We start from the raw sequence: 16,571 nt of genomic DNA on the forward strand, positions 1-16,571 counted from the left end.
GGGCGGCGGCCCCCCCCCCCCCCGCCCCGCGGCCTTCGCCGTGCCGGACGCCGCGGCCCGCCCCCGGCCGGCCGACACCGAGCCGGCGACACCGAGCCGCCGGGACCGGAGCCCGCTGGCAGGCACCGGTTCGGACGACTAGGTTTTCCCTGAGATACTTAGCGCATCTAACTAGGCATACGAAAGGCTCGGTGCATGAGCGAGTCGCAGGTCTGGAACGACGTCGACGACCACTTCACCACCCTCCTGGCCCCCGCCGACGAGGCGCTGGCCGCCGCGCTGCGCGACAGCGACGCGGCCGGACTGCCCCCCATCGCCGTCGCCCCCAACCAGGGCAAGCTGCTCCGGCTGCTCGCCGAGATCCAGGGCGCCCGCCGCATCCTGGAGATCGGCACCCTCGGCGGCTACAGCACGATCTGGCTGGGCCGCGCCCTGCCCGCCGACGGCCGGCTGGTCACCCTGGAGTACGACCCCCGGCACGCCGAGGTGGCCCGCGGCAATCTCGCCCGGGCCGGCCTGGCCGAGGTCGCCGAGGTGCGGGTCGGCCCCGCCCTGGAGTCGCTGCCGAAACTGGCGGACGAGAACCCCGAGCCCTTCGACTTCGTCTTCATCGACGCGGACAAGGTGAACAACGCGCACTACCTGGACTGGGCGGTCCGCCTCACCCGGCCCGGCAGCGTGATCGTCCTCGACAACGTCGTCCGCGGCGGCGCGGTCACCGACGCCACGAGCACCGACCCGAGCGTGCGGGGCACCCGGGCCGCGCTCGAACTCATCGCCTCGCACCCCCGGCTGGACGGCACGGCGGTCCAGACGGTGGGCAGCAAGGGCTACGACGGCTTCGCGCTGGCCCGCGTGCACGCCTGAGCCGCCCGGCCGCCCGGCACACGGCTGACGGCCGCGCCGGTCCCTCTCTACAGGCGGACACCGCGGCGTCGCGGATCCGCTCTACGGCTCGTGGTAGAACCCCACGTTCACGGTGCGGGGGCCGGTGCGGTCCTGGATGACGAGCTCGCCCGAGCCGCCCGCGGGCAGCTTGGCCGTGCCCCCGTACGGCAGCGGCTGCGGCTGTAGTCCCACCAGGGCCAGCCGGACCTCGGAGGACGGCTCCGGGTGGGAGCCCTGCAGCCAGGTGACCTGCCAGGAGCCGTCGGGTCCGCACAGGAACTCCAGGTGGACCCGGGAGACGAACAGCCAGTCGTCCGGGGTGGCGAGCCGGCACACGGCCCGGTCCCGGCCCACCCGCAGCATGGCCCCGGGGTCGCTCGGCGCGTCGGCCATCAGCATCCCGGCCGTCGCGCCAGCGTCCCCGCCGGACATCGTGGCCATGGTGAGTTCGAGCACGCGCGCTCCTTCGTGAAGGGTGCTGGTCCCATTGTCCTGACGCGGAGCGTGGTTCCCACGCCGCCGCCGCATGATAATTCGACCATTCCCGTCCTGGTGCGGCCTCCGGCACAATGGACCCATGACGGAGCGCAAGCCACCCGGTGTCAGCTTCGAGTCCTGGGTCGACCGGCAGATCCGCGAGGCGGAGTCCCGCGGCGAGTTCGCCGAACTCGCTGGCGCGGGAAAGCCGTTGCCCGCGGTCACCGACACGCCGTACGACGAACTCTGGTGGATCAAGCGGAAGATGGCCCGTGAGGGCCTGTCGGTGCTGCCGCCCACGCTGGCCCTGCGCAAGGAGGCGGAGGACGCTCTCCTCGCGGCGGCCGCGGCCCCCTCGGAGCGGACCGTGCGGCGGATCGTCGAGGACATCAACGCCAAGATCCGCGAGGTCATGTTCAAGCCGCCGCCGGGTCCGCCCCTCGGGCTCAAGCCCTACGACGTGGAGAAGATCGTCCACGAGTGGCGCGCGGCACGCGAGGACCGGGCCGCGGAGACGGAGCGGCGGGAGAGCGGCGGAGCCGCCTGAGACCGGGGCCGGACAGCGGGAACGGCGCGGCCGTCCCGGCCGCGCGAACGCCCTGAGGCCGCGTCCCGGAACATGGTCCGGGACGCGGCCTCACGGTGCCTGCGGTGTCCGAAGGCGGCTCAGATGTGCAGCAGCCGTTCGGTCATCTCGCGGTAGTCCTGGAGGGCGAGCCGCAGCTTCTCGGTGTCGGACGCCGACGCCTTGCCCTCACCGCCGGACTGCCAGGCGGTGCGCAGGGAACGGCGGCGCTGGGACACGGCCTCCGTGAACCGGCTCGCGAGCTCTTCGAGCACGTGGTCGGCCTCCTCGACGGACGCCTCCGGCCCGTCGACGAACCCGCCGACCGCGTGCCGCATCCGCTGCGAGAACTTGTCGTACTCGTCACCCGGGAGCAGCCGCTCCCCGTGCTTCACGGAGTCCTTCGCCGAGTCCTTCGCGGAGTCCTTCGCGGAGTCCTTGCCGTAGGACTTGCCGTCCGACTTGCCGTCCGACCTGCCGTCCGTACGGTTGCCGGTGTCCGCGGTGCGGCTCGTGGGGAGCGCTCCCGCGGTGTCACCGCGCACGGTGCCGGTGTCGCGCGACGCGGAACCGGGCTTGGCGTCGCCGGTGTCGAGGTCCGTGTCACGGGAGGTGACGGACGGGCCCGTACCGGTACGGCTCGTGCGGTCGTCGTGCGAGGCGGCGCGCTCACCGGTACGGACGTCCGCGCTCTCACGGGCCGGCGTGCCGGTCCCGGTGGTCCGGGCGGCGGTGTCGTCGCCGGTCCGGGTCGCGCGGGCCTTCGCCTCGTCGAGGGCGCTGGTGCCGGCGCCGGTGCGGGCCTTCGCCTCGTCGCCCGTGGTGGCCGTCCGGGCCGCGGCGGCGTCGCCGGTCTTCGCCCGGTCGCCCGGGGTCTGCTCGTCGGCCGCGGGGTCCAGGTGGCCCTTCAGTGCCTCACGGCGCGACACGTCCTCGTCGGAGGCGCTGTCGGCCGCCTTGGCACGGTCGTCCACGGGACGCTCGGGGGGCACCGGGGTGACACGGCCCTTCATGGCCGCTTCGCCGGACGGGTTGCGCTCAGGGTCCTGCTCGGGCTTCATCGCGTTCACCTTCCTCGACTCCCCTTCGCCTGACGCCTGGTGAAGAACCAGGGCAGGTGGGAGCGAGTGTCGTGGTTGGAAGTCTCGGGGCTGTCGGTGCGCGGCGGGTCCGCCGCGCTCCCGGTGCTCTGCGTGGTCGCGCGTTCGCGTCGTCGCCGACGGGCTACGCGGGCTCGGTGTGCCGGTCGTCCTTGGTCATGCCGAACCGTCGGGTGCGCTCGGGGCGGGCGTCCGGGGACTCGTCCACGGCGTCCGTGCCGTCCGAGCGGTCCGTGTCACGCAGGTGACCGGAGGACTTCTCCTCGCGGTTCGAACTCATCAGGTCCTCGAACAGGGCGCGGGCCTCCAGCATCGCCTCGCGCATCTGCTCGGTGTCGACGGTGCCGTCCCGGCCCGTGCCGGCCTGCGCGGCCCGGTGCACCGTGCGGTAGCCGTGGACGCGGTGTCCGTGGTGCACGGAGAGAGCGGAGACCTGCTCCTCGTACTGCTCCACGCCGGGGAACCCGCGTGCTCCGGCCAGGTCGCCGAGCAGCCGGTCGGCCTCGGCCACCGCCTCGCTCGGGGAGTCGACGAAGCGCTCCTGCGCGGCGGCCCAGCCGGCCGTGAACCGGTCGCGGTCCGCGGGGTCGAGGGCCTTCTCGCGCAGTCCGCCGTGCAGCTTCACGCGCTCGGCGAGTTCGGCCTCGGCGGCCTTGGTGTCACCGTCGTGCCGGTCGACGGCACGGTCGTACTCCGGTCCGAAGCGCCGCCGAAGGGTACGGCCGCCGGGCGGCCGTCGGTTGAGGAGGGTCAGGGCGGCCGCGACGACGGCAACGGCCACCACGATCACGATCAGAGCGATGATCACGCCTGTGGACATGGATGCCTTCCGGGGTTCTCGACCCAACGGGCCGGTTCTTCACCCGGGTTGCCCGGAAGTCGTTCCTCAAACGGCGGCGGTCACGGCGCGTAGGGCCCGGGCCTCCACCCGCACTCCCGCCCGCCCTCCGTGCCCACACCCCTCGGGGCCGTCACCGCCTCGTACGCCGCTCCCCTCACCGGCTCCGGCGTCGCGGAGAGTCCGCCGCGCCCGGACCGGCGTCTCAGGCAGGTTCTCCCAGGCGCCGGACGGATGTCGTCCCGCCCTCGTGCGGACGTTCCGCGTCGGAGCCGCACATCTCGTCGTTCAGCTCCACCACCAACTGGGTGAGGTCGGTCGGCCGGTCCGGGCTCCACCAGTCGCCGAGCAGCGCGGCGAGCGACTCCTCGCGGGCCAGCGACAGCTTCCTGGCGGCGGCGCGTCCCTCGTCGGTCAGCACCAGGTCCAGGCCCTCGCGCCGGGCCAGCCCGCGCTCCTCGATCTGACGCGTGGCGGCGAGTACGACACCCAGCGGCACGGTGCTCTTCTCGGCGAGCAGGGCGGGCTCCGCCCACCCGTACTTCTTGATCCGCAGCAGCAGCCAGCTCGCCGCCGGCAGCAGGTCGTAGCCCGCCCGTTCGGTGATCTCCTGGTAGATCTGGCGCCGCCCCTCCCGGGTGCCGAGCACGGACAGCGCCCGGCACACCTCGTCGTACGACGACCGCTCGACCGGATTGCTGGCGAGCGTCTCCGTGACGTCGGGCGCCGTGACCGAGCCGCGCAGTTTGTCCTCGCGCAGGAACCAGGCCAGCGCGAATCCGAGCACGGCGACCGGGGCGGCGTAAAGGAAGACGTCGGTGATCGACGTCGCGAACGCGTGCAGGACCGGTGGCCGCACGTCGGGGGGCAGGGCGCCGATCCCCTTCGGGTCGGCCTTCAGCGAGTCCGTCGTGATGCCCGGGGGCAGCTTCTGCCCCGCCAGCGCCTTCGTCAGGTTGTCGCCGAGACGGCTCGCGAAGACCGTGCCGAAGATGGCCACGCCGAACGAGGCACCGATGGACCGGAAGAACGTCGCGCCGGAGGTGGCCACGCCCAGGTCCTCGTAGGACACCGCGTTCTGCACGATCAGCACCAGAACCTGCATGACCAGGCCGAGGCCCAGGCCGAAGACGAAGAAGTACGCGCTCATCTCGCCCGTGCTGCTGTTCTCGTCCATCTGATGCAGCAGGAGCAGACCGATGGCGGTGATGCCGGTGCCCGCCACCGGGAACACCTTCCAGCGGCCGGTGCGGCTGACGATCTGCCCGGAGACCGTGGACGACAGCAGCAGTCCGAAGACCATCGGCAGCATGTGCACACCCGAGAGCGTGGGCGTGACACCCTGCACGACCTGGAGGAACGTCGGCAGATAGGTCAGCGCGCCGAACATCGCGAAGCCGACGATGAAGCTGATGATCGCCGACAGCGTGAAGGTGTGGACGCGGAAGAGCTTGAGCGGAAGGACGGGTTCGGCGGCCCGCCGCTCCACCGAGACGAACGCGAAACCGAGGACCACGCCGACCACCGCGAGGCCGATGATCTGCGGCGAGTTCCAGTCCCAGGTGGTGCCGCCCAGCGAGGCCACCAGGACCAGACAGGTGGCGACCGCCGCGATCAGGAACGTGCCGAGGTAGTCGATGACATGACGGGCCGACTTCTTCGGGATGTGCAGCACCGCCGCGATCACCACAAGCGCGACGACGCCGACGGGCAGGTTGATGTAGAAGACCCAGCGCCAGCTCAGGTGCTGGGTGAACACCCCGCCGAGCAGCGGTCCGAGCACACTCGTCGTACCGAAGACCGCGCCGAACAGCCCCTGGTACTTGCCCCGTTCGCGCGGCGGGACGAGGTCGCCGACGATCGCCATCGACAGCACCATCAGGCCGCCGCCACCGAGTCCCTGCAACGCCCGGAACCCGATCAACTCGCCCATGTTCTGCGACATGCCGCACAGCGCCGAGCCGATCAGGAAGATCACGATCGCCGTCTGGAACAGCCTTTTACGGCCGTACTGGTCGCCCAGTTTGCCCCACAGCGGAGTGGCCGCCGTCGACGCGAGCAGATAGGCCGTGACCACCCAGGACAGGTGCTCCAGGCCGCCGAGGTCGCTGACGATGGTCGGCAGCGCGGTCGACACGATCGTCTGGTCCAGCGCGGCGAGCAGCATGCCGAGCAGCAGCGCGCCGATGGAGACGACGACACTGCCGTGCACGCTGTCGCGGGCGTCCGTGGCCGCCGCCGTACGGCGGCGCACGGCGGACTCGCTGACCGCGACGGACTCGTGCGGGTCGATCGGACCGGCGAAGTCGGTCCGGCCGTCCTGTCCGCCGCTGTTGCTCCCGCCGGTGCCACCGGCGCCCGTGCCGGTGCCCCCGGTCGGCGCGTCCGGCCCGTCCGTGCCGCGGTCGGCGGGCGTCTGCGAACCCTGCGCGTCCCCGGTCATTCGGCCTCCCTGCGCCCCGAGGGTCTCGATCACCCTCCATCCTGATCGGTGTGTCCGGTTATGGCCTGTCGAGGCGTCCGGAATCCGGGATTCCGGGGGGCTCGTTGAAGGTTGCGTGAAGGACCTCCGGATAATCTCTGGAGTTCTCAGGGGGAGGGACCCACACGTGACTGAAGAGACCGGACATGTCTGCCCCCGGTGCGCGGCCCATCGCGCACCGGACGGCACCCCGTCCTGCGCCTGCACCCGCCGCGCGTCCGACGCCCTCCGTGACGCCCGCACGGCGGAGGCCGCGGCCGCGGAGGACTTCGACCCGCTGCGCATACGCCCTTACGTGGAGCTGAGTCAGGACGGTGCGGCCGGAGGTGTGCCGGGGGGCGCACCGGGGCCGGAGCCGACCGGAACGACAACGGCGGGTGCCGCGACGACCGGGGCCGGGACCGGCACCGGGGACATGGCGGCGGGCGGGGGCGCCGGACCGGTGAACGGCGCCGGTGCGCAGCCCCGGCCGACGGACGCCGCCGCGGATCGGTCCGGGCAGCACGGTGGGTCCGGGATCATGCCGCCCCTCGTGGGAGAGGACCCCTCGGCGTCCACCATGCGCCTCGCGGCCGTACCGGCCGACGCGGCCCTGCCGGCCGACGCGACCATGCGACTGCAGGCGCTGCCGTCGGAGCCGCGGGCCGCCGACGTACGCCTGTTCCAGGAGCGTCCGGCGGAGCCGGGCGCGTCCGGCTCCGCGGCCGGGCGGCCGGGACGCAGGCGGCGCAACGGGATCCTGGCCGCGGCCGGGGTCGTGGTGACGATGGTGGCGGCCGCGGGGTTCGCGGGCGGCCTGCTCTCGTACGACACTCCCGCGCGGGACGGGGCGCTGCCGGAGGACGTAAGGGCGAGCGTGCCGGACGTGTCGCCGAAGGCGGCGTCGGCGGCCCCGTCGGCGAGCGCGTCGCCCACGGTGTCGGCACCGGCGGCTCCGGCGTCGTCCCTGAGCGCGAGCCCATCGCCCTCGACGTCCGGGGCGAGCGCTTCGGCGTCCCCGTCGCCGTCGGCCTCGTCGTCCCCCGCGTCCGCTCCTCCGACCGCGACGGCCACCGCGACGGGGTCGGCCGCGGACACCGGGGGTCAGCAGGGCCTGGGCCCCGCACCAACCCTGCAACGCGGCGACGACGGCCCCGAGGTGACCGAACTCCAGTTGCGCATGAGCCAGTTGAGGATGTACATGGGCGACGCGGACGGCCACTTCGACCGCCATCTCGAGGACGCCGTGCGCTGGTACCAGTGGGCGCGGGGCATCACGTCGGACCCGTCGGGCGTCTACGGCGCGGCGACGCGCACGAGCCTGGAGTCGGAGACGTCCCAGCCGTGAACCGGGGCTCGCCGTCGGCGCCGGGTGCGGTCCGCCGAATGGCGACGGGACGGATCAGCCCCTCCGGCGCTTGAGGAGCGGGATGCGGGGCGGAGCAACGGGTCGGGGCGCAGGGGGCGCAAAGGCCGCCCCGGCCACCCAACACACCCTCTCCCCCGACGGCCTCAGCCGATGTGAAGGCGGAGGGTCCCGTCTCCGAGGGACTCGACCCGCACCTGGGTGAGGTCACGGACGAGCACGTCCGGCGCGTGGAACCCGGCTCGGGGCCCGATCCCGACAACCCGCATCCCGGCGGCCCGTCCCGCGGCGATCCCCGCCCCGGAGTCCTCGAACACGATGCAGTCCTCGGGCGCGACACCCAGCTCGGCCGCCCCCTTGAGGAAGCCCTCGGGGTCCGGCTTGCTGGCCCCGACCGACTCGGCGGTGATCCGCACGTCGGGAAGTCCGAGACCGGCGGCGGCCATCCGCCCGCTGGAGAGGGCCACGTCCGCGGAGGTGACGAGCGCGTGGGGGACGCCGGCGAGCGAGGCGAGGAACTCGGTGGCGCCCGGGATCTCGACGACGCCGTCCATGTCGGCGGTCTCCTCGGCCAGCATCCGCGTGTTGTCCGCGTAGTTCTGTTCCATGGGGCGGTTCGGCAGGAGTACGGCCATCGAGGCGTAGCCCTGTCGGCCGTGGACGACCTTCATGACCTCGTCCCCGTCCAGCCCGTGCCGGTCGGCCCAGCCACGCCAGCAGCGCTCGACGACGACGTCCGAGTTGACGAGGGTGCCGTCCATGTCGAGCAGGAGGGCGCGGGCGGTCAGAACGGTCGTGGCCGTCGTCATCGGCATGCTCCAAAGTGCGGGTAGGGGGTTCAGGATTCCCCCGGGAACAAGGCGGCCCCGCCCACCGGTCAGGGAGTCGCGGGCGGGAGCCACTTTGTTCCTACACGATACAAAACGATCCCCCCTCGGCGCCACCGCCCCTGACCTGCCCCTATGTCATCCGACCCGCAAGGTCAACCCCCAACTCCCCAAAAAGACACCCCCCGGCCACCCACCGGCCACGACCTCAAAAGCACCTCTCGCCCCCTCCGCCCCCCACCCCAGGAGCCCACCCGGGCCCAGCGATAGAACACCGGAGTGGCGGCCAGGGGATCCGCGCCCGGGACCGGGGAGGGGAACCCCGCGCCCGGGACCCGGCGGAAGGGGTCTCGCCCGGGACCCCGGCGCAAGGGATCCCCCTCGGGACCCCGGCGGAAGGGGTCCCCCTCGGCCCCCTCAGCCCCCTCGCCCCCCCTCGGCCCGCAGTCGGCATGCGGCGGAAGGGGCCGTGCCGGTACATCACATGCCCGTCGCTTACGCCCGGATCGAGCAGCTCCCGCCTCTCGACCGACGTCTGATTCAGCGGCGACGGGCGGATGTACCGGCACGGCCCCGCCCCACCCACCGGAGCCCGGCCGGATGCACGCACCGGCCCGCAGCCGCCCCACCCACCGCAGCCCGGCCGAAGGCACCCGCACCGCCCGGCACGCAGCCGAAGACACCGCCGCCGCCCACCGCCCGGGGCCCGGCACCCGGCACCCGGCACCCGGCACCCGGCACCCGGCACCCGGCACCCGGCACAGCCGAACACCACCACGTACCGCCCGACGTACCGCCCCGCGCGCAGCGGACCTCAGCCCGCCACGGCCTCGTACAGGCTCCAGATCCCCAACCCCAGCATCAGCAACGCGGCCACCTTGGTGATCAACGACAACGGCACCCGCTTCATCAGCGCCTTGCCGCCCACGATGCCCAGCCCCGCGACCGCCCACAGCGCCAGCACGGCGCCGAGGCCCACCGACAGCGGGTCGTCGTAACGCGCCGCGAGGTTCGCGGTCATGATCTGGGTGAGGTCGCCGAACTCGGCGACGAGGATGAGCATGAAGCCCACCCCGGAGACCTTCCAGAAGCCCTGGTTCGCCGGCTCGCGGACCTCCTCCTCGTCCTCGCCCTTCTTCATCAGCAGCACGGCCGCGCCGCCGAGGAACAGCACACCGGTGACCGCGTGGACTATCTGCTGCGGCAGCAGCGTCAGCACGCTGCCCGCCGCGACGGCGAGGGCCACATGGACGGCGAACGCGGCGGCGACACCGGCGAAGACGTACGAGGCGCGGTAGCGCGTGCCGAGGACGAGGCCGGCGAGAGCGGTCTTGTCCGGCAGCTCGGCAAGGAAGACGACGCCGAAGACGAGCGCCATCACGCTGAAGCTGATCAAAATTCCTCAATCGGTCGGGCTGCCCCGCCGAGAGTGTTGCGACTGCGCGTGCTGTGACTGCGCGACACCTCGGCACGGCAGCGCACAGCTGCGCCCGCACCGAGAGGCGCGACCGGAAGAGCCCCAGCCGGAAAGCCCGGCTCGGGCATGTGCACTGCTTGCCGAAGGTCTCGCTGGCCGGCCTCGTGAACGAGGTCTGCCTCCGGGCGCCGGCTCAGACGAGCTGAGCAGTATGTCGACGGTCCGGCGAAGAGCTACTCCCCTTCTGCGCCGTTCATAGTACGCGACGTGCGCACGGACCCCGCAGGGCCGAAGGTCCCGCGCCCCGGAACCTCCCCGGGGAAGCTCCCGAAAAGGGAGGCACCGCAAGCACCGCGAGCACTGCAAGCGCCGCAGGCACCGCACGCACCACACGCACCACACGCACCACACGCACCGCGAGAGAAGACCAAGCCCCCCGAACCCGCAGGAAAACGCGAGCGCCCGCACCCGGCCCCCGCCGAAAGTTCCGCCGCGGACCTTGTTATGTCATGCACGCGTCACTAACTTCTAACCGCGTACTCACCTCCCGGCAACACACCCCCGCGAGCATTCGTTCGCTCGCACTCCAACGCCCCCACACCCCAAGGGAGTTCGCATGCCAAAGGTCTACGCGCGTCGACGGCTGAGCATACTCGCGGCCGCCACCGGACTGATAGCCCTGGCCGGTGTCTTCAACGGCCCGACCGCCTCAGCCGCCCTCCCCACCCCGGTCAGCGCGGCCACCGCGCGCACCTACCTCGCGTCCCTCACCGTCGCGACGGAGAACCGCACCGGCTACAACCGCGATCTGTTCCCGACCTGGATCACCATCAGCGGCACCTGCGACACCCGTGAGTACGTCCTCAAGCGCGACGGCACGAGCGTCGTCACCAACTCGGCCTGTACGGCGACCAGCGGGTCGTGGCACTCCGTCTACGACGGCGCCAACTGGACCGCCGCGTCCGACCTCGACATCGACCACCTCGTACCGCTCGCCGAGGCCTGGGACTCGGGCGCCAGTGCCTGGACCACCGCGCAGCGCCAGGGTTTCGCCAACGACGTCACCCGCCCGCAGCTCCTGGCCGTCACGGACAACGTGAACCAGTCGAAGGGTGACAAGGACCCGGCCGAGTGGATGCCCCCGCTCAGCTCGTACGCCTGCACGTACGTCCGGGCCTGGGTGCAGGTGAAGTACTACTACAACCTCAAGGTCGACTCCGCGGAGAAGTCCAAGCTGAGCTCGGTCCTGAGCGGCTGCTGACCCGTACCGGCAGGGGCGCCCGCGCCGCCCGCCTCCCCCGAGAACTCCGGGCACCGCTCCCCCCACGGCATCGCCGCGGTGCCCGGAGGCTCGCCACCGGCCTCCGTCGTTCCGTACCGTACGGGGCGACGGAGGAGGGTGATCATCATGGCCGAGCTGTGCCTGGGGCCGCTGCTGAGGTACGTCGACGGCTCGTCCGCGACCTTCTGGGTCGAGGCGAGCCGCCCGTGCACCGCCGAGGTGCGCTGCGCGGACGGGACGTCGGGGTCGGCCCCGACGTTCCAGGTCGCGGGGCACCACTACGCGCTGGTGCCGGTGAGCGGGCTGACGCCCGGCACCGTGACCGCGTACGAGGTGCTGCTCGACGACGTGACCGTCTGGCCGCTGCCTGATTCCGCCTTCCCTCCCTCCGTCGTCCGCACCTCCGCGGGAGACGAGGCGGCGGTCCGTGTCACCTTCGGCTCCTGCCGCTGGGCGGCGCCGCCGGCGGACGAGAAGGACCCGGTCGGGCCCGACGCGCTGGACACCCTCGCGGCCCGCATCGCCGCTTCCCCGGACGGCGAACGCCCGGACGTACTGCTGCTGTTGGGTGACCAGGTGTACGCGGACGAGGTCTCGGACGCGACCCGCGCGTGGATAGCCTCCCGCAGGGGTCTGGCGGACCCCCCGGGCCATCAGGTCGCGGACTACGAGGAGTACACCCGGCTCTACTACGAGTCCTGGCTCGATCCCGAGATCCGCTGGCTGCTGTCCACCGTGCCCAGTTGCATGATCTTCGACGACCACGACGTCATCGACGACTGGAACACCAGCGACGCCTGGCTCAAGGACATCCGCGCGACCCCTTGGTGGCGCGAGCGGATCCTGAGCGGCCTGATGTCGTACTGGGTCCACCAGCACCTCGGCAACCTCTCCCCCGACGAACTCGCCGAGAACCTGCTGTACGCGGCGGTGCGCGAGACGCCCGACGGCACCGACGTGCTGCGGGCCTTCGCCGCGCAGGCCGACGCCGATCCGGCCTCGGTCCGCTGGAGCTACCGCCGCGACTTCGGCCGGACCCGGGTCCTGATGGTCGACAGCCGCGCGGCCCGCGTCCTGGACGAGCAGGACCGGGCAATGCTCGACCCCGGTGAGTCGGCGTGGCTGCGCGAACAGGCCCTGGACGCCCCGGAGAACTGCGACCACCTGCTGATCGGCACGTCGCTGCCCTGGCTGCTGCCGCCACTGATCCACCAGGCGGAGGCGTGGGACGCCGCGCTGTGCCGCGGGGAGCGGGGCGCTCGCTGGGCACGGTTCGGCGAGCGGCTGCGACGCACGGCGGACCTGGAGCACTGGGCCGCGTTCCCCGACTCCTTCGAGGAGTTGGCGGACCTGATCGCCGACGTGGGGTCGGGGGAGCACGCTCCCGCGACCGTGTGCGTACTGTCGGGGGACGTGCACCACGCCTATGTCGCCGAGCCGGTCTGGGCCGATTCCGCCCGGCAGCCGGCGGCCCGGGTGGTCCAGCTGACCTGCTCCCCCGTGCACAACTCCGTCCCGCCGCAGATACGGCTCGGTTTCCGCTTCGGCTGGAGCCGTCTCGCGCGGGGGCTCGGCAACCGCCTTGCCCGGCACGGCCGCTGCGCGCCCCCGTCGGTCGACTGGAACCGGTCGGGCGGCCCTTGGTTCGGCAACCAGCTGATGACCCTGACCCTGCGGGGACGTTCGGCGTCGCTGCGTCTCGAGAAGGCGGTGCAGACGCGCGGCGGCAGCGACGGCGGGACAGCCGGGGGTGTCCGGCTGCGGACGGTGCGGGAGTCCGTACTCGCCCCGCAATAGGGCCTTTTCACACGGTTGTTGTGCCGTTTGTCCCCGATGATCGTGACGCATCCCACACCGGGCGCCGATCCTTCGCCCCGGGGCTCGGTTCGCACAGTGCCCGGCGGCATGATGAGGCGGACCGTCCGCTTCCAGTGGGCGGTCCGCCGTCCTGCGCCCCCACGCCCGGGAGTCACACCCTTGTCTGCAGAGCCCTCCCCCCAGTGCTCCGCCGCGCCCGTCGCGGCGGGGTTCCCGGCGCCCGCCGGGTCCCCGCGGGTCTCCGTGGCCGTCGTCGGCGCGGGCCCGCGCGGCACGAGCGTCCTGGAGCGCCTCTGCGCGTCCGCCCCCGAGCTCCTCGCGCCGGGCGCGCGGCTGACGGTCCATGTCGTCGACCCGTGCCCGCCCGGCCCCGGCCGCGTCTGGCGCACCGGGCAGTCCCCGCATCTGCTGATGAACACCGTGGCCTCGCAGGTGACCCTGTTCACCGACGAGAGCGTGGACTGTTCGGGGCCGATCCGGCCGGGGCCGAGCCTGCACACCTGGGCGGGCGGCGAGCTGGGCCCGGACGTGTATCCGACCCGCACGCAGTACGGGCGCTATCTGGAGTGGGTGTTCGGCGAGGTGGTGCGCGGGGCGCCGCCCGAGGTACGGGTCGAGGTGCACGCGGCCCGGGCGCTGCGCCTCACCGACGGCCCGGGCGGTCGTCAGACACTGGCCCTCTCCGGCGGCCGCACGCTCACGGACCTCGCCGCCGTGGTGCTCGCCCAGGGACATCTGCCGGCACTCCCGGACGCGTCGCAGCAGCGGCTCTCCGCCGATGCGGCGCAGCACGGCCTGCTGCACGTCCCGCCGGCCAACCCCGCGGACGTCGACCTCTCCACGGTCGCGCCGGGCGAGCCGGTCCTGCTGCGCGGTCTCGGGCTCAACTTCTTCGATCACATGGCCCTGTTGACGGAGGGCCGCGGCGGGCGCTTCGTGCGGGCGGGCGGAGGGCTGCGCTACGTGCCGTCGGGTGACGAGCCGCGGGTGTACGCCGGTTCGCGGCGCGGCATTCCGTACCAGGCGCGCGGCGACAACGCGAAGGGCCCGTACGGGCGGCACGTTCCGCTCGTCCTGACCGACGACGTGATCGGCGGGTTCCGCAAGCGGGCGGACTCCGGTGACGCGCCGGACTTCCTGCGGGAGATATGGCCGCTGGTGGCCAAGGAGGTCGAGACGGTCTACTACGAGCGGCTGTTGGCGCCCTCCGGCCGGGCCGCCGCGTTCCGGGGCCGTTTCCTGGCCGTCCCGCACGGCACGGACGACGAGGCCCGCGTCCTCGACGAGTTCGGGCTGGGCGAGGCGGAGCGCTGGTCCTGGGACCAGGTGTCGCGCCCGTACGCGGGACGGGACTTCGGCGATCGCGCGGACTGGCGGGAGTGGCTGCTCGGCCATCTGCGCGAGGACGCGGCGCAGGCCGCGCTCGGGAACGTCGCCGGCCCGCTGAAGGCGGCGCTGGACGTACTGCGGGACCTGCGCAACGAGCTGCGGCGGATCGTGGACCACGGCGGTCTGCCGGGAGAGTCGCGCCGGTCCCATCTGGACCGCTGGTACACGCCGTTGAACGCGTTCCTCTCCATCGGCCCGCCCCGTCGCCGGGTCGAGGAGCTGGCCGCGCTGATCGAGGCGGGCGTGGTGGAGGTGCTCGGCCCGCGGCTCGATGTACGGGCCGAGGACGGCGCGTGGGTGGCGCACTCACCCGACGTTCCGGGCTCCGTCGTCCGCGCCACGGCGCTCGTGGAGGCACGGCTACCGGAACCGGATGTGCGGCGGACGGGCGACGAGCTGCTGGCCCGGCTGCTGAAGACGGGAGAGTGCCGCCCGCACACCGTGGACGGCTACGAGACCGGCGGCCTGGACGTGACCGAACGGCCGTACCACCTGATGGATCGTCAGGGACGGTCGCACGCACGGCGGTTCGCGTTCGGGGTGCCCACGGAGGGCGTGCACTGGGTGACGGCTGCGGGTGCGAGACCCGGAGTGGATTCGGTCACGCTCTCGGACGCCGACGCGGTGGCGCGAGCCGCCCTACGTGCGGCGACGGCCGAAGCGGAACCGCAAACGGAGACCCCGTCGTGGCCGAATGTTGAACTTGCAAGCATAGATTAGGCTCACCTAACGTAGGTGACTCACTCGGTTCCGTCCCCACGGTCCGGCCCGCTGCGGTCCGGATCCGACCGAAGGAGTTCCCCACATGACCGGACGCCTCAACAGCGCCCAGCCGTACGCCATAGCCCTGTTCCGCGTCGTCGTCGGCCTGCTGTTCGCCGTGCACGGCACCGCCTCGCTCTTCGGCGTGCTCGGCGGCGCCGCGGGCACCGACGGCGGCACCGTCGACGCGGGCACCTGGCCCGGCTGGTACGCCGCCGTCATCCAGCTCGTCGCCGGCGCTCTCGTCCTCCTCGGCCTCGGCACCCGCGCCGCCGCGTTCGTCGCCTCGGGCTCGATGGCCTTCGCCTACTTCGACGTGCACCAGTCGGCCGCTCTGTGGCCGATCCAGAACGGCGGCGAACTCTCCGCGCTGTTCTGCTGGGCCATGCTCCTGCTCGTCTTCACCGGCTCCGGCGCGCTCGGCCTCGACCGGCTGCTCACCGGCCGCGCCTCCGCACCCGTCGAGGACCAGCGTTCCGCGGAGCCGGTCACGGCCTGACCCACGGGCACCGCGCCCGCACCGCACGACAGCGCCCGCCCCCGGTCACGGGAGGCGGGCGCCGCCGTGTCCGGCCGTGACCGGAGCGTGCGGGAAGGTGAACGTGATGTGACCGACACATGCGGCCCCCGTGGATCTCCGGCCCCACCCGCGGCGTACGCTGTATGGCTGTTACTGGCCGCCCCTGCCGCTCCCCGCGACGTCGCGGCAAGGTCCGTGCCTACGGGGGATTCCGGGGGAGTGTTTCGGTGCTGGAGAGTGTGGGGTCGCTGACGGGCAGCCCATGGATCTACGCGGCGGTCGCCGTGTCCGTCGTCCTTGATGTGTTCCTGCCGGTCCTGCCGAGCGGGGTGCTGGTGATCACCGCGGCCACGGCCGCGGCGGGCTCCGCCACCGGCGCCGTTCCGCACGCCGTCCCCGACCTGCTCGTGCTGACCCTCTGCGCCGCCACGGCCTCGGTGCTCGGCGACGTCGTGGCGTTCCGCCTCGCCTGGCGCGGCGGCGAACGCCTGGACCGCGCCATCGCCCGCTCGCGCCGCCTCACGCAGGCGCAGGAACGTCTCGGCGACGTGCTGGCCCGCGGCGGCGGGGCGCGCGGTGTGCTCGTGGTCGTCGCCCGTTTCGCACCGGCCGGGCGCTCGGTCGTCTCGCTGGGCGCGGGCGCGGCACACCGCCGGATCCGCGAGTTCCTGCCCTGGTCGGTGCTCGCGGGCGTCGCCTGGGCCGGGTACAGCGTGGGCCTCGGCTACTTCGGCGGCCAGTGGCTGGGCGCCACCTGGCTGGCGACGGGCGTCTCGTTCGGGGCGCTCTTCGTCGCCGGGGCGGGCGCGGCCTACCTCGTGCGCAAGCCCGCCGTACGCGAGCAGGGCACCGGCGCCTGAG

At 72.9% G+C, this 16,571-nt stretch carries 14 protein-coding genes; 8 read left to right on the forward strand and 6 right to left on the reverse strand.

The genetic code is table 11. The annotated features are described in order from the left end of the window. The first annotated feature begins 195 nt into the window (after window positions 1–195). The gene (locus tag ABZT74_RS32980) at window positions 196–867 is read left to right on the forward strand and encodes an O-methyltransferase (RefSeq protein WP_356166106.1); all 672 of its coding nucleotides are present in this window, start codon (window positions 196–198) and stop codon (window positions 865–867) included. Window positions 868–948: 81 nt separating this feature from the next. Here ABZT74_RS32980 and ABZT74_RS32985 read toward each other — a convergent pair whose 3' ends face one another. Then, window positions 949–1,344, reverse strand: a complete 396-nt coding sequence (locus ABZT74_RS32985) for a hypothetical protein (protein ID WP_355877219.1) — start codon at window positions 1,342–1,344, stop codon at window positions 949–951. Between the two features lie 121 nt (window positions 1,345–1,465). On the opposite strand from ABZT74_RS32985, the gene ABZT74_RS32990 reads away from it, so the two are divergent. Continuing rightward, entirely contained in the window at window positions 1,466–1,912 is a 447-nt protein-coding gene (locus ABZT74_RS32990) for a DUF1992 domain-containing protein (protein ID WP_356166109.1), read from the forward strand. A gap of 119 nt (window positions 1,913–2,031) precedes the next feature. Here the strand turns inward: ABZT74_RS32990 and ABZT74_RS32995 are convergent, their stop codons facing one another. From ABZT74_RS32995 to ABZT74_RS33005, 3 genes are all read right to left on the reverse strand, one after another. Further along, complete coding sequence (locus tag ABZT74_RS32995; protein ID WP_356440943.1) at window positions 2,032–2,991, reverse strand: hypothetical protein; 960 nt, start codon at window positions 2,989–2,991, stop codon at window positions 2,032–2,034. A gap of 163 nt (window positions 2,992–3,154) precedes the next feature. Further along, the gene (locus tag ABZT74_RS33000; protein ID WP_355877210.1) at window positions 3,155–3,850 is read right to left on the reverse strand and encodes a hypothetical protein; all 696 of its coding nucleotides are present in this window, start codon (window positions 3,848–3,850) and stop codon (window positions 3,155–3,157) included. 223 nt (window positions 3,851–4,073) lie between these two features. Continuing rightward, complete coding sequence (locus tag ABZT74_RS33005; protein WP_356440946.1) at window positions 4,074–6,311, reverse strand: MFS transporter; 2,238 nt, start codon at window positions 6,309–6,311, stop codon at window positions 4,074–4,076. 166 nt (window positions 6,312–6,477) lie between these two features. On the opposite strand from ABZT74_RS33005, the gene ABZT74_RS33010 reads away from it, so the two are divergent. After that, window positions 6,478–7,677 carry a peptidoglycan-binding domain-containing protein gene (locus ABZT74_RS33010; RefSeq protein WP_356440949.1) on the forward strand — a complete coding sequence of 400 codons (1,200 nt, stop codon included), beginning with the start codon at window positions 6,478–6,480 and terminating at the stop codon, window positions 7,675–7,677. 164 nt (window positions 7,678–7,841) lie between these two features. Here the strand turns inward: ABZT74_RS33010 and ABZT74_RS33015 are convergent, their stop codons facing one another. Both ABZT74_RS33015 and ABZT74_RS33020 read right to left on the reverse strand, forming a co-directional pair. Next, window positions 7,842–8,504, reverse strand: coding sequence for an HAD-IA family hydrolase (locus ABZT74_RS33015; protein ID WP_356166120.1), 663 nt, complete (start codon window positions 8,502–8,504; stop codon window positions 7,842–7,844). Between the two features lie 832 nt (window positions 8,505–9,336). Then, window positions 9,337–9,918, reverse strand: a complete 582-nt coding sequence (locus ABZT74_RS33020; protein ID WP_355877198.1) for a TMEM165/GDT1 family protein — start codon at window positions 9,916–9,918, stop codon at window positions 9,337–9,339. 637 nt (window positions 9,919–10,555) lie between these two features. Between ABZT74_RS33020 and ABZT74_RS33025 the strand changes: the two genes are divergently transcribed. From ABZT74_RS33025 to ABZT74_RS33045, 5 genes are all read left to right on the forward strand, one after another. Then, window positions 10,556–11,200, forward strand: a complete 645-nt coding sequence (locus tag ABZT74_RS33025; protein WP_355877195.1) for an HNH endonuclease family protein — start codon at window positions 10,556–10,558, stop codon at window positions 11,198–11,200. Window positions 11,201–11,347: 147 nt separating this feature from the next. Then, window positions 11,348–13,018: an alkaline phosphatase D family protein gene (locus ABZT74_RS33030; RefSeq protein WP_356440952.1), complete on the forward strand. Its 1,671-nt coding sequence runs from the start codon at window positions 11,348–11,350 to the stop codon at window positions 13,016–13,018. A gap of 264 nt (window positions 13,019–13,282) precedes the next feature. Continuing rightward, entirely contained in the window at window positions 13,283–15,148 is a 1,866-nt protein-coding gene (locus ABZT74_RS33035) for an FAD/NAD(P)-binding protein (protein WP_356440977.1), read from the forward strand. Window positions 15,149–15,233: 85 nt separating this feature from the next. Continuing rightward, window positions 15,234–15,689 (forward strand): DoxX family protein, encoded by a 456-nt coding sequence (locus ABZT74_RS33040; RefSeq protein ID WP_356440955.1) that lies wholly within the window; start codon window positions 15,234–15,236, stop codon window positions 15,687–15,689. A gap of 248 nt (window positions 15,690–15,937) precedes the next feature. After that, a complete protein-coding gene (locus tag ABZT74_RS33045; RefSeq protein ID WP_355877188.1) occupies window positions 15,938–16,570 on the forward strand; it encodes a VTT domain-containing protein in 633 nt (210 codons plus the stop codon). Window position 16,571: the final 1 nt, after the last annotated feature.

Origin of the sequence: Streptomyces sp. NPDC005302 (assembly GCF_040607345.1) — a bacterium.
Taxonomy (GTDB): domain Bacteria; phylum Actinomycetota; class Actinomycetes; order Streptomycetales; family Streptomycetaceae; genus Streptomyces.